General features: G+C 28.4%; 7 protein-coding genes. 4 read left to right on the top strand and 3 right to left on the bottom strand.

What is annotated here, in order from left to right:
• Positions 1–17: 17 nt before the first annotated feature.
• Positions 18–5,084, top strand: coding sequence for a DUF4132 domain-containing protein (locus KGF41_RS15335; protein ID WP_227842900.1), 5,067 nt, complete (start codon positions 18–20; stop codon positions 5,082–5,084).
• A gap of 182 nt (positions 5,085–5,266) precedes the next feature.
• Here KGF41_RS15335 and KGF41_RS15330 read toward each other — a convergent pair whose 3' ends face one another.
• Positions 5,267–6,004 carry a LytR/AlgR family response regulator transcription factor gene (locus KGF41_RS15330; protein WP_227829304.1) on the bottom strand — a complete coding sequence of 246 codons (738 nt, stop codon included), beginning with the start codon at positions 6,002–6,004 and terminating at the stop codon, positions 5,267–5,269.
• An 18-nt stretch (positions 6,005–6,022) separates the two neighbouring features.
• Positions 6,023–6,958 (bottom strand): sensor histidine kinase, encoded by a 936-nt coding sequence (locus KGF41_RS15325; RefSeq protein WP_227829303.1) that lies wholly within the window; start codon positions 6,956–6,958, stop codon positions 6,023–6,025.
• Between the two features lie 207 nt (positions 6,959–7,165).
• Here KGF41_RS15325 and KGF41_RS15320 point away from each other — a divergent pair, with 207 nt between their 5' ends.
• From KGF41_RS15320 to KGF41_RS15310, 3 genes are read left to right on the top strand one after another with little or no spacing between them, the layout of a single operon-like run.
• Complete coding sequence (locus KGF41_RS15320) at positions 7,166–9,742, top strand: FtsX-like permease family protein (RefSeq protein WP_227842899.1); 2,577 nt, start codon at positions 7,166–7,168, stop codon at positions 9,740–9,742.
• Between the two features lie 11 nt (positions 9,743–9,753).
• On the top strand, positions 9,754–10,416 hold the full coding sequence (locus tag KGF41_RS15315; RefSeq protein WP_227829301.1) for an ABC transporter ATP-binding protein: 663 nt from the start codon (positions 9,754–9,756) through the stop codon (positions 10,414–10,416).
• Positions 10,417–10,455: 39 nt separating this feature from the next.
• Complete coding sequence (locus KGF41_RS15310; RefSeq protein WP_227829300.1) at positions 10,456–10,797, top strand: hypothetical protein; 342 nt, start codon at positions 10,456–10,458, stop codon at positions 10,795–10,797.
• A gap of 358 nt (positions 10,798–11,155) precedes the next feature.
• On the opposite strand, the gene adhE is transcribed toward KGF41_RS15310, so the two are convergent.
• Positions 11,156–13,798 carry a bifunctional acetaldehyde-CoA/alcohol dehydrogenase gene (gene adhE / locus KGF41_RS15305; protein ID WP_227856940.1) on the bottom strand — a complete coding sequence of 881 codons (2,643 nt, stop codon included), beginning with the start codon at positions 13,796–13,798 and terminating at the stop codon, positions 11,156–11,158.
• Positions 13,799–14,397: the final 599 nt, after the last annotated feature.

Here is a 14,397-nt window from a genome sequence, read left to right as displayed (position 1 = left end):
AAATTGGAGGTACATAAATGTCAGAACGTACTAGAGTAGAAAAAAATACTAAAATAATTGAAGATTTTAAAAACAATTTTACTAAATCTTCTTCAAAACCATATTACGACTTAGCTAAATCTCTTTGGGATTGTGTAAAAGATGAATCATACTATTATGATGTAAAAGATGAAAATAAATTCTTAGATATGATAAAAAAATACTATAATTGTTATTACTACGAAATTGAAAGTGTAGACACTTTACTTTCTGGTCCTTTAAAAAATGCCTTAGAATTAATGTTTTCTCCTGAACAAGTGGAAGAACTTTGCCAATTAATTAAAAGAAAATTGAATTATCCATATTCAGGAGGATACTATCGTAAAGGATATCGCTCAAATAGACTTAAAGATTATTTTAGAAGTATAATTAGGCTTATTTCACATTATGTTAGTTTGATATACTATGATTTTTCTGTCTTAGATTATCTTACACTTCCAGATAAAGTTCTTCAATATGACTATATAATGAGTGATAAAATCGCACTAGAAATAGATAAAGGAAATAATGATGTAATCAACGCTTTAGAAGAAGTAATTTTTGGAGAAAATCAAACCGCCCTACTTACTAGACAAATGATAATTGGTATTATGAAAAGTCATAGTGAAAAGTGCTATGAAATGCTTTCTAAACTTCTTTTGGCTGCTAAACAACAAGAAGGCCTTAGACAACAAATTGTAGAAAGTCTAGATGAAGGTACAATTCCTGCATCTGTCTATATGTTAAAAACTATCTTAGATAACAATTTAGAAAGATTTAGTTCTGTTATAAGAGCTTTGGATACATGGACAGGACTTGGTTTTTCAGACCAAAAACCTGGAATAATTCGTAAGTGTTTAGAACTTTCATATAAATCATTGACTGATGAAGAGTTTCGTATAGAGTCAATTAATAGTAATGATAACCTTGAAATTTATTTTGCTTTATGGGCAACTGCAACTTACAATATCTACGATTCCTACTCTCTTATTGAAAAATTACTTTCACATGATGAAAAGTACAAAAAGCTTGTGGCACTTTACTTCTTATCAAACACAGAAAGTACATATTTTAAACACTCTGTTGCATCTAAAAATATTAAAGGTGACGATTTAGAGATACTTGCATGGGTAGTTAGAAACTTCTATGTAGAAAGTTCTGTTGGCTACTATTATAATTGGCAAAACAGAAAAGTTGATTTTGACTTATCAGATTCTCCTATTGATAAAAACTTTGAAGCTAGAAAGGAACAATTTGAAAATCTAAAACATACCTTAGAACTTTTAAATTCAAAAACTAAGGAATTTTCTGGCAGTGTATTTCCATGGTCTTGGGTTGAAATTTCTTCTCACAATATACTTAGATGCATGATGACATTAACAGCATATGATATGAATACTCAATTTATGGATGTTCTAATGGACAACTGTCATCTTATGAGTTCAGATTTAAGAGCTTCACTTATAGCTAATTTTATAAATGAGCCAAAAACAGATAAACAACGTAGTTTCTTATTAGAATGTTTGAGCGATAAGAGTGTTTCCAATAGAGAAATTGTATTAACTTTACTTAAAGAACTTGACTTATCAGATGTAGAGTTAGACAGAATAAACAACTTGCTTACTTTAAAAACAAGTTCCATCAGACAAACAGTAATAAAGATTTTACTTGAACAAGATGATTTAAAGCTAGAAAATATTGCTTCTTCTCTAATAAAATCTTCAAATTCGCAAAAATGTCTTGGAGGACTTGAAATTGTAAACTTATTAAAAGACAATACTGATAGACAAGAGCTATATAATAAACTTATTTTATTAGTGGAAAGTGTTGATAAGTCTAAAAAGAATACATCTCAAGTTCAGATATTAATTGATAATTTATTAGGTAAAGCAAAAAATGATTATTGTAAAGAAAATGGATTTGGCATATACAATCCTGAAAATAAGGTTCAAATTCCTGAACAATTTGATTTTAAATGCGATTCCTCTAGTCCATCAAAACTTAATAAGATTATTTCTAATTTAAGCTTATCTTCTAATGAGGATTCTGTTTCTATATCAACTAAAAAAGAAGCTAAGAAGATTCTCGATGTAGATATAAATAAAATATTAAAAGTATATGAAAAATTTGATGAACTTATCATTGAAAATGCAGATTATGAGTATGAAGTTGAGAGATGGTCAGGTAATATGGATAAAATACTTTTAGGTTACTCTACATATAATCTAACTCCTATTAAACGTATAACTGGAAATAATAAGGATACTATTGATAATTATCCATTAGCTGAGCTTTGGAGAGAAACTAGCAAGAAACTTAATTTAGATTATAAAACAATCCTTGAGATTTTATTTTATAGTATACGCCCATGTGCTTATCATGAGATAGAGAAAAGTTGGTTTTCATCTATATATTCAAATGTCCTTGATGAAAAAAAACAAAAGAAATTATATTCAAAATTAGAGAAATTAAAATTTGATGTTCTTACAAGAAGAATACTTTCAGTATTACTAAATGAATTTGACCAGAAAGAAATGTTTGAATACTGTTTGGATACATATTACAAACTAAGAAACCTATTAACTACTGAACAGTGTAAAAAGCAAAGAGTTGAGTTTACTAAAAACTACTATAGACAAAATGAATACTGCCCTGCTTTAGATGCCCCAATTTTGAACTATTGGCTTGGAAAGGCACATTCATTTATTCATGATGATATTTCATTTACTAAGTTCTTCTACACTACATTTGCAAATTATCAACTTCTAGAATATAAATTCCCATTTTATACTAATATAGATATATTTGCTCGTGCATATGAATTGGGATTAATGACTGAGGAACAAATCAATCGAGAAATTGTAACTGGATACAATGCAACAAATATAGTACGAATTTTAACAAATCCTAGATGGAGTGGTGATACATTAGAAAAACATCCATGGCTTGAAAACAATATAAAAACTGTTACAAATAGGATTATAGAAATTGAATCACGTAGAGGTGATATGCCAACAGAAGTTTCTCATCTAGCTGATAATATACAACATTTTGAAGGTATGAATTATTTTGTAAATATCTTAGTTGCTCTTGGTAAAGAAACTTTCCAGAGAGGATATTCATATGGCAGTAATTATTCAAAAAAAGATGTTTTGAGTTCTCTACTTAAAAATTGTTATCCTACTAAAGAAGATAATTCTAAGGAATTAAAAAATTTACTTAAAACTACTGATATTACTGAATTAAGATTAATAGAAGCTGCTATGTATGCTCCTCAATGGGTAAACATAATTGAAAAATATTTAAACTGGAAAGGTTTAAAGAGTACAATTTGGTATTTCCATGCACATATAAATGAAGGATTCTCTGCTCAAAAAGAATCAGAGGTTGCTCTATTCTCTCCTATATCACCACAGAGTTTCATGGATGGAGCATTTGATGTAGATTGGTTTTTGGATTCATATAAAACTATTGGAGAAGAAAGATTCAATATCCTTTACAAATCAGCTAAATACATAACTAGTGGCGGAAACTCTCACAGACGTGCACAGCTTTATGCTGATGCTACACTTGGAAAGCTTGATAAAGACATGCTGATGAAAGAAATTGAAACAAATAGAAATCAAGATAAATTGAGAAGTTTCTCTTTACTTCCTATGAAAAAAGGTGACCTTAAAGAAGCAACTTTCCGTTATGAATTTATTCAAAAGTTTGCTAAAGAAAGCAAACAATTTGGTGCACAACGTCGTGAAAGTGAATCAAAAGCTTGTGCAATAGCAATGGAAAACTTAGCTAGAAGTGCTGGTTTTGAAGATATCAATCGTATGATGTGGGCTCTTGAAACGGAAAAGCTAAATGAAGTTGCTCATCTGTTTAAACCAAAAGATATTGATGGAACTTCACTTTGGATAGATGTTGATGAAAAAGGAAAAACATCTATAAAAGTCCAAAAAGGCGATAAGGCTTTAAAAAGTGTGCCAAAAGCACTTGCAAAACATCCATATGTACTTGAACTTAAATCAGTACAAAAAGATTTAAAAAGTCAGTATTCTCGCGCAAAACAAAGTTTAGAGCAAGCTATGAAAAATGAAACAGTATTTACAGTTAAGGAAATCTCCAATATTTATAAAAACCCAGTTATTTGTCCTTTAGTTAAAAATCTAGTTTGGGTATGTGATGATACTATTGGATATATATATAATGATAAGTCTAAGTTCTTTATTTGTGATACAACTGGTGAATCTTATAGATTAACTGCAAAAAATAAATTAAAACTTGCACATCCAGTTCATCTATTTGAATCTGGTAAGTGGAGTGAATTCCAACATGACTTATTTGATAAGCAAATTGTTCAACCATTTAAGCAAGTGTTCCGTGAATATTATAGAATAAATGCTGACGAATTGTCTGAAAAAACTATATCTCGTAGATATGCTGGTCATCAAATCCAGCCAAAGAAAACGGTAGCACTTCTTAGAAATCAACTTTGGACTGTTGACTATGAGGAAGGTTTACAAAAAGTATTCTACAAAGAAAATATAGTAGCAAAGATGTTTGCACTTGCAGATTGGTTTTCACCAGCAGACATTGAACCTCCAACTATTGAAACAGTAGAATTCTTTAATAGAAAGACTTATAAAAGCTTAGAACTAGCTTCTATACCTCCAATTCTTTTCTCTGAAGTTATGCGTGATATAGACCTTGTTGTAAGTGTTGCTCATGCTGGTGGTGTTGACCCTGAGACAAGCCACTCTACTGTAGAGATGCGTATAGCTATTGCTAAAGAGCTACTATTATTATTAAAGATTAAAAATGTCAATTTTGAAGGCTCTCATGCTCTTATAACAGGTAATTTAGGCGATTATTCTGTACACATGGGTTCTGGTATTGTACATAAAAAAGGAATGGGTGCTTTAAATATACTTCCTGTACATTCTCAAAGTAGAGGTAAGATATTCCTTCCATTTGCTGACGAAGACCCTAAGACTGCTGAGATTATGTCTAAGATATTATTGCTTGCTGAAGATAATAAAATTAAAGACCCTAGTATCTTAAGTAATTTATAAATATAAAACTGTCTCTAAAATATATTGGACTTTCTAATTTTTTAAAGAAAGTCCAATATATTTTACACTATAACTTATATAAATTAGTTCATAATTATAAATAATTTATATAAATCTTTCTTATATATCACCTTCATAGTACTTGCTGTATCACACTAAAAGAAATTTTCCTTCTTCCTTTACTAAAATCTTTTAACCCTATAAAATCTATATAGAAAATCTTTTTCTAGAGATTTGTTTAATATGGCACTTTCTTGAAAATTTATAAACCTTATCTCTAATGAAGATTTATTTATAGGTATAACCTTATGTATAAACCTTAAATTTACTATGTATTGTCTATGAGTCATAAAGAAATTAGGAGGTAGGCGTTTTTTTAAGTCATCAAAGTTCTCATAAAACTTTATTATATCTTCATCTTTAGTATATAGATTAATAGCTCTAGAATTTTTCTCAAACATAACTATATCATCAAAATTAATCATATGTACCTGTTTCCTTATTTTATATACAAAAAGAGTGTCTTCTATAAAATTATTCTTAGCAATTTTATGAGAGTTGATATGGTCTATTGCTATATTAATAGAATCAAGTATTTTTTCTTTTTTAAATGGCTTAACTATAAAATCTATAGGATGCACTTTAAAGCTTTCTAGACTATAATCAGCAAAACCTGTTACAAATACTATATGTATATCCTTATCTATAGAAAGAATTTCTTTAGCAGAATCAATCCCATTTTTATATGGCATATCAATGTCAATAATCAATAAGTCTATTTTCTCATTTTTTATAAATTCAATTGCCTCTATACCATCCTTAACTTTTTTAACATAATCTACATATCCAGACTCTTTAACTATATTTGCTATATCATCTCTTACAATTTTATCATCGTCGCAAATCAAAACTTTTATCACAGACTTTTCTCCTCCTAACTAATAATATTTTGGGATTAAGATTACAAATTCAGTAAAAAAATCATCACTATTTACAAGTATACTATAATCATACTTGTCTAATATGTTTTTAACTAGATGTAACCCATAACCCCTATCTTGCCCTTCTTTAGTACTAAAACCATCCCAAAATATACTTTCAACATTATGTATTTTAGGACCATTATTTTTTATAGCTATAATATACTGAAATTCATCTTCATATGCATGTAATCTTATATATTTCTTTTCCTTTTTTATACCAGACAAAGACTCTATTGCATTGTCTATTATATTTAATAGTACTGAACTCATATCATTAGGTTCAATCTCTAAATTATCCATAAAATCTTGAATGTAGACATCAAAAGATATATCCTTTTCAAGACATTCCTCATATTTTAATGAAGCTATAGCATCTAAATAAGATACTTTTCCATACCTTGAATTTTTTGATTTAAAACTATTTGATATATTCATTATATATTCTTTGGCATCTTCATCTAACCCAGTATTTAATAGAGAATACACTACTTGCAAATGTTTCAAATAGTCATGTTTTTGACTTCTTAATTTGACGATTATATTATCCTTATGATTTATTTTACTATCTAGTTTTTGTAGTTTAGATTCTTGTTCATTGTTATTATTTATCAATCTTATAAATTTAAAGCCTATATAACAACTTAAAATAATTAAAATTAAAAAAAGTATAATATTTAATACTCCTTCAAGTAAAGAATTATATCCTAAACTTAATTGTATATGTTGAATACCCCCCATGAATAAAATCCATACAAAACACGATATAAAAAATGTTAATAGTCCTCTTTTTAATATGTCTAATTCTTTGTAAAACCTGTACTTATTCATTATAAGGTTACTAAATATAAACAAAGCTAATATTACTACAGGAAATATAAAATTGTTCTCCATAATTCCCCTCCCCTCTGCAATTTATATGAGAATTATATCATTTTAAAAAAAATATGTAAAAAGTCAAAATTTACATATAGCTTAATTAAACTTGTAAAAATACATATAAATTTATACAATTAACTACTTAAAACTTGAAAATACTTACTTTGCTATATATTTTAAATAAATATATAATTGATTTAGTTAAGAAAGGAAGTGGTAAATATGAAAGATAATCTGAAAATAGTAGTAAGATACATAAAAAGTTATAAAGCTAGATCTTTAGCAATTGCTCTGAGTATAATTCTTGCTACATCACTTATTGTTGGTATTGGTACCCTCTCAAGAAGTGCTCAGCAAGCAGATGTAGATAGAATGAAAAGAGAAACTGGAGCTGACCATGTATACTTTAAAAATGTAAAGAGAAATCAATTAAAATCCATAAAATCTAGCAAAGATATTAAAAATCTGGGTATAACATCTTACTATGCGTCTACAGATGTTAATGAAAAATTACCTATAAACATACTACATGCAAATAAAAATTACTTGACTAGTCATTCTAAACTTATAAAAGGTCGATTTCCAAAAGCTAGCAATGAGGTGGTAGTCGAGAAATGGATTTTAAATAGTATGGGTTTAAAACCAGAGACAAATCAAGACCTTACTTTTAAATTATATCAAAAAGAAAATCCAGAAACTTTTAAAGTTGTTGGAATACTTGAAGATAGATTTATAGAGAAACAAAAGGGGATGTGTGAAATTTTTTTGAATCTCAATGAATCAAAATTGGATAATTTTACAACTTATATTGAATTTAATGAAGACAGTAATATAAATACAAACATAGACAATATAGCAAAAAATGCTATATTGGATAAGGAAAGTGTGAGAAGAAACTCAATGCTTATAGAGTCTACCATGAAAAATGGTACTTTAGATGACTCAAGTAAATATACTGCAATTGCTATGAGCCTATTTTCTGGTATTGTAATATATAGTATCTATGTTATATCAATATACCAAAGAATACAGGAATATGGTGTCTTAAGAGCTATTGGATCCACTAATTTTAGGATTTTTAAACTTATGTTTTATGAACTTTTCATACTTGCTTTGATAGCAATGCCTATAGGTATATGTACAGGTATGGGGGGTGCACAAATATTTAATAGGTCTGCAGGAAATATTCAATTTGAAGGAAATATAAAGGTTACACCTTTTGTTATTCCAGATAAAATAATCCTCTTATCAATTGCATCTACAATACTAATAATACTAATTATAAGTTTCTTTACATACTTAAAAATAAGAAGAATTTCTCCTATTGATGCTATCAGAAAAACTTTTGGAACTAATAAAAATGTAACCAAAGTTAATTCTTTAATATCAAAATTAACTTTAAATATATCAGTAACAAAATCTATATCTGCAAAAAATATCTTTAGAAATAAAAAGGGCTTCATTATAATTATATTATCTATGAGTATAGGAGGTATAATCGTCATAAAAGACAATTATAAATCTTCTTTTTTAGATGTCCAAAACAAAAGCTCTCAAGAACAAACATATATGAATGCAGATTTTATTCTATCAAATACTTTTTCTAATGAAACTGGTAACAATACTTCTTTCAAGGATATAAAGGGTTTTAATGATAATCAGATAGATAAAATAAAAAATATAGATGGAATTGACAAAGTCAAAACTGCTAGTATCTTAAACACGAGAATAGAGGTAGATAAAATAAATAGATTAGATTACTACGAAGCTATAAATTCAACTCCTTATTATAAGGAATATCCTCTATTTACAAAAAATAATACTACTGGAAAATATACACTAAAGCAAAAGCTAAGAGGTTATAATGATGAGATGATAAAGTCATTAGAAAAATACTTAGTAAGTGGAAATATAAACTTGAAAAAAATGAAAAAAGAAAACTTAGCTATAGTATACGTACCAGAAATTTCTAAAACGAAAAAATACCAGAAGACTTTTACCCATGGTAAAGGAACACCAGTTGTAGATATAAAAGTAGGCGATACTATAAAAGTCAAATATCCAAATGGTAGAATAGATATGGACCTTTATGAAAGTCAAAAAGATAATTATGAATACCTAGAATATGAATTTAAAGTTGGAGCTATTGTAAATTATCCTTTTGCAGATAGTAGTACGTACTCTGGAGATGATGGTGTAGATGTAATAACGAGTAGCGAATATCTAAAAAAATTAACTGGTGTAGATAAGTACAACTTAGTTTATGCAGACCTTAATGAAAATGCAAACAGTAAAAAAATAAATAAACTTTTAGGTAAAATTGGAAGTGAAGTCTCTGGAACTACAACAATAGATATGATGGTAGAAAAAGAAAACTCTGATAAGATGACATCTAGATCCATGATTTATAATTATGGCATAGTAGCAATAATGTTCATAATTAGTGTGCTTAACATAATAAATAACATAAGTTATAACTTAACTTCAAGAACTAGCGAATTTGGAATGTTAAGGGCTATTGGTATCTCTGAGAGAGAATTTAAAAATATGATACTCTATGAGGGAATATTATATGGAGTACTCTCAAGTATAATTACCATCGTGTCAGGACTTATAATACAATTTAAAATGTATTATCTACAGGACTTTGCATCATATGGATTAGATTTTACAATAGATTACAAAATATATATACTAGTTGTTTTAGCAAATATAATTGTAGGTATTCTAGCTACATGTATTCCATCAAGGAAGATAAATAAAATTAGTATAGTTGAAGCTATAAACATCACAGAATAGGAGGGGTAATTATGCCTATATTGGAAACTATTAACTTAGGTAAGATTTATGGAAAAAAGGAAACATCTGTACATGCACTAAAGGATGCAAATTTAAAAATAAATAAGGGTGAATTTGTTGCGATAATTGGTCCAAGTGGAAGTGGGAAAAGTACATTTCTACATTTAGTAGGAGGTCTTGAGAGACCAAGTAATGGTACTATAAAAGTCGATGGTAAAGATATATGTTGTCTTTCAAATAAAAAACTAGCAAAATACAGAAGACAAAAAGTCGGATTTGTATTTCAACAGTATAACTTAATTCCTGTATTAAATGTAAAGGAAAATATAGAATTGCCATTAAAGTTAGACAATAAAAAAGTCGATGAAGAATACATCGAAGACCTTATAACTTTATTGGGACTTAATAAAAGGAAAAATCATCTTCCTAATCAATTATCTGGTGGACAACAACAAAGAGTTGCTATTGCACGTGCTTTATCTGCAAAACCAAGTATAATCCTAGCAGATGAACCAACAGGAAATTTGGATAGTAAAACTACAGAAGAAGTTATGGATTTACTAAAAAGTTCTATAAAAAAATATAACCAAACTCTTATCATAATAACACATAATGAAAATATTGCTAGAAAAGCAGACCGAATTATATCTATAATAGATGGAGAGCTTAGTTAAACTAACACTCTAAAACTACTTATAGAAAAGAGGATTTAAATGTTATTAGTTTTAGGTAATTTAAATTTAGACTTGGATTTTGACTACAGAATAATAAGAGAAGATAATAATGATGTAGATATATTTATAGATATTAATTATCGTAGCTTAGATATAGATACTGATGGCTCTAACTTATTTAATTCTAGAATCCAATTCCCATTTGTAAGAGCATTAATTCTAAGGTTGAATAAAAACAATCATTGCATGACAATTCATTTGTTAAGAGATATAGATTTATTTTCTGCCTTTGCTAACTTCGAGGTAGATTACAGCGACTCTGTAATAAATATAAAAAATCAAAATGAGAAAGTAGTTTTAAATAAATCTATCAAAAAGTAGTAAGGGGGCCTTAATAGGCCCCAGTTTTTTTGTTTTCTATACCTATTATATCATGATAAATAGATTAGTCAATAGAATTTTCTGAATATTTTTATAATTTTTTCATAAAGTTTTTTATATATTTTGCTTTAAAATTATATGTAATAAAAAAATTTTGTGACTAATTTTAAAGTTAATTGATTAAATATACATATTCAAAATCAATATGAATTTTCTTACCTTTTATCATTTTTATTTAGGTTTTAAGTTATAATCTATTATTAACAAATTATTTATATAGTTCTAGTAAAATTCTATTTATATGCAAATCGAATAATTTATATACAAATCTAATAGAATCGATATTCTAAAATGAATATTATTTACCATAATAAACTTTCAAATATATCTCTTTTAATTCACTCATCAATGGATATCTAGGATTAGCACCTGTACATTGGTCATCAAATGCTTGTTCAACCATAGCATCCAATCCCTCTAAGAATTTAGCTTCATCTACTCCTGCTTCTTTTATAGTCTTAGGAAGACCCACTCTTGCCTTTAATTCATCTATTGCTTTTATAAGATTATCCACTTTTTCTTGGTCTGTATTCCCCTTAATTCCTGCAAAAGAAGCAAATTCAGCATATCTTTGTATACAATCAGGGTGTCTGTATTGTGAAAATGCACCCATTTTATTTGGAGCCTCTGCACAATTGAACTTGATTACTTCATTTATTAATAATGCATTTGCAACACCATGTTGAACATGGTGGAATGCACCAAGTTTATGTGCCATAGAGTGGCAAATTCCTAAGAAAGCATTCGCAAAAGCCATACCAGCCATAGTAGATGCCATTGCCATTTTTTCTCTTGCTACTTTATCAGTCTTTCCATTTTTATATGCACGAGGTAAATACTCAAATATTATTTTACCTGCTTGAAGTGCTAGTCCATCAGCTGGTTCAGTTCTTAACATAGATACATATGCTTCTAGTGCATGTGTTAAGGCATCAACACCTGACGCTGCTGTTAATCTTGGTGGCATTTCCATCATCATATCTGCATCAATTATAGCCATATTTGGCATTAATTCATAATCTGCTAATGGATATTTTACACCTGAATCTTGGTCAGTTATAACTGCAAATGGAGTTACTTCTGAACCAGTTCCTGCTGAAGTCGGAATAGCTGCAAAGTATGCTTTTTCACCCATCTTAGGGAATGCATATACTCTTTTTCTTATATCCATAAATCTCATTGCTAAATCTTGGAAATCTATTTCTGGATGTTCATACATTACCCACATTATCTTGCCGGCATCCATTGCACTACCTCCACCTACAGATATTATTAAGTCTGGTTGGAAATCAGCCATAGCCTTAGCCCCTTCTCTTGCACAAGCTAGTGTTGGGTCTGGAGCAACATCAAAGAATGTAGTATGCTTAATTCCCATTTCATCTAATAAATCAGTTAGTTTCTTAGTATATCCATTATTGTAAAGGAAAGAGTCTGTTACTATAAAAGCTTTCTTTTTGTTCATAACATCTTTAAATTCTCTTGCTGCTACACCTAAACATCCTTTTTTAAAATAAACTTTTTGTGGGGCTCTAAACCAAAGCATATTATCTCTCCTTTCAGCTACTGTCTTGATATTAAGTAAATGCTTAACTCCTACGTTTTCTGATACAGAGTTTCCACCCCAAGAACCGCAACCAAGAGTAAGAGATGGAGCCAATTTAAAGTTATATAAATCACCTATACCACCTTGTGATGATGGAGTATTAACTAATACTCTACAAGTCTTCATAGCATTTACAAACTTCTCTACTCTCTCTGGTTGATTTATAGAGTCTACATACAATGATGAAGTATGACCATACCCACCATCAGCAACTAATTTTTCAGCCTTAGCAACTGCATCTTCAAAACTCTTAGACTTGTACATTGCAAGGACAGGAGAAAGTTTTTCATGTGCAAAAGGTTCCTCTACTTCAACAGATTCAACTTCGCCAATTATTATCCTAGCTGTTTTTGGTACTTCTACATCTGCCATTTTAGCTATTACATGAGCTGGTTGCCCAACTATTTTGGCATTTAAAGTTCCATCAATTATTACTACTTTACCTACCTTTTCTGTTTCTTCTTTATTTAAGAAATGTGCGCCACGATATTTAAATTCTTTTTTAACTTCTTCATATATTTTTTCTGGTACTATTACTGCTTGCTCAGAAGCACATATCATACCATTATCAAATGATTTTGATACTAATATTGAACTTACAGCCATTTTTATATCTGCACTCTCATCTATTATTGCAGGTACATTTCCAGGTCCAACTCCAACAGCTGGCTTACCTGAAGAGTATGCAGATTTAACCATTCCAGGTCCACCAGTAGCTAATATAAGGTCTGCTTCTGCCATAACAACATTAGTCAATTCAATTGAAGGCACATCTACCCAACCTATAAGACCTTTTGGTGCTCCTGCCTTAACTGCCGCATCATGTACAACTCTAGCCGCTTCTATAGTACAGTTTTTAGCTCTTGGATGAGGTGAAAAAATTATACCATTTCTAGTCTTTAGGGCTATTAGTGATTTGAATATAGCAGTTGATGTAGGGTTAGTTGTTGGTATAACTGCTGATAATACACCTACTGGTTCAGCAATTTTCGTAAATCCAAATGCCTCATCTTTTTCTATGACACCACAAGTTTTAGTATTTTTATAAGCATTGTATATATATTCTGAAGCAAAATGATTTTTTATAACTTTATCTTCAACAATACCCATACCAGTCTCTTCAACTGCCATTTTTGCTAGAGGAATTCTCTGTTGATTTGCTGCTGTTGAGGCTGCTAAGAAAATTTTATCTACTTGTTCTTGTGTAAATGTTGCAAATTCTTTTTGTGCTAATCTTATTTCTTCTAGCCTTATTTTTAATGTTTCAACACTGTTGACAATCTCAGGACTACATACTTCAACATTTGACTTCTCTACAATCTTTTCTTTTTTATCCATACCAAAAACCTCCCTAAAATAATTATGCATCCTCATATTTTTTATAAATCTTAAATGCATTATCTATATCTTTTAACCTATACTTAAAATAATTTTATAGATTTAATCTCTACACTTTAGATTTTATTTCCTTTATTGTTCTAGGTCAAGAAGTTTTTTTCTGAATATTTCGTGAATTTATTTTTTAACAAATACATTATTTTTTTTACTATTATTAAATTTTTTTACTTAAATGAGATATATTTCATTTAAATAATTTAATTTAACTAAATAAAACACTAAAATGATAATTTATATCTTTCATTTTTTTAACTTATTAAATTTTATATGTTATTTGTACAAGTAATATATAATATTTGGATTCATTTTCATAAAATAATACTTATTTTTGGTTTATATATACTTTTTATTTTTAATAATAACTATATAATTTTAAAAAATACATAATCTAAAATTATTTTAATTTCTATCAGTTATTTTTAAATCAATATTTTAGAATAATATTTTTCATATAGATAAATAATTTTTATATAGCACTCGTTAATTTTTTACTTATGAGATACATACAAAAAAATTTATACTATAAAATTTTCATAAAT

The organism is Clostridioides sp. ZZV14-6150 (assembly GCF_020657875.1).
Classification (GTDB): domain Bacteria; phylum Bacillota; class Clostridia; order Peptostreptococcales; family Peptostreptococcaceae; genus Clostridioides.
The sequence above is the reverse complement of the archived record's forward strand: the minus strand, read 5'-3'. Positions and strand labels throughout refer to the sequence as shown.

What these genes read in the sequence shown, in the direction of transcription:
- KGF41_RS15335 (WP_227842900.1), top strand. Translation starts at nt 18, where the DNA reads ATGTCAGAACGTACTAGAGTAGAAAAAAATACTAAAATAATTGAAGAT.
- KGF41_RS15325 (WP_227829303.1), bottom strand. Translation starts at nt 6,958, where the DNA reads ATGGAGAACAATTTTATATTTCCTGTAGTAATATTAGCTTTGTTTATA.
- KGF41_RS15320 (WP_227842899.1), top strand. Translation starts at nt 7,166, where the DNA reads ATGAAAGATAATCTGAAAATAGTAGTAAGATACATAAAAAGTTATAAA.
- KGF41_RS15315 (WP_227829301.1), top strand. Translation starts at nt 9,754, where the DNA reads ATGCCTATATTGGAAACTATTAACTTAGGTAAGATTTATGGAAAAAAG.
- KGF41_RS15310 (WP_227829300.1), top strand. Translation starts at nt 10,456, where the DNA reads ATGTTATTAGTTTTAGGTAATTTAAATTTAGACTTGGATTTTGACTAC.
- adhE (WP_227856940.1), bottom strand. Translation starts at nt 13,798, where the DNA reads ATGGATAAAAAAGAAAAGATTGTAGAGAAGTCAAATGTTGAAGTATGT.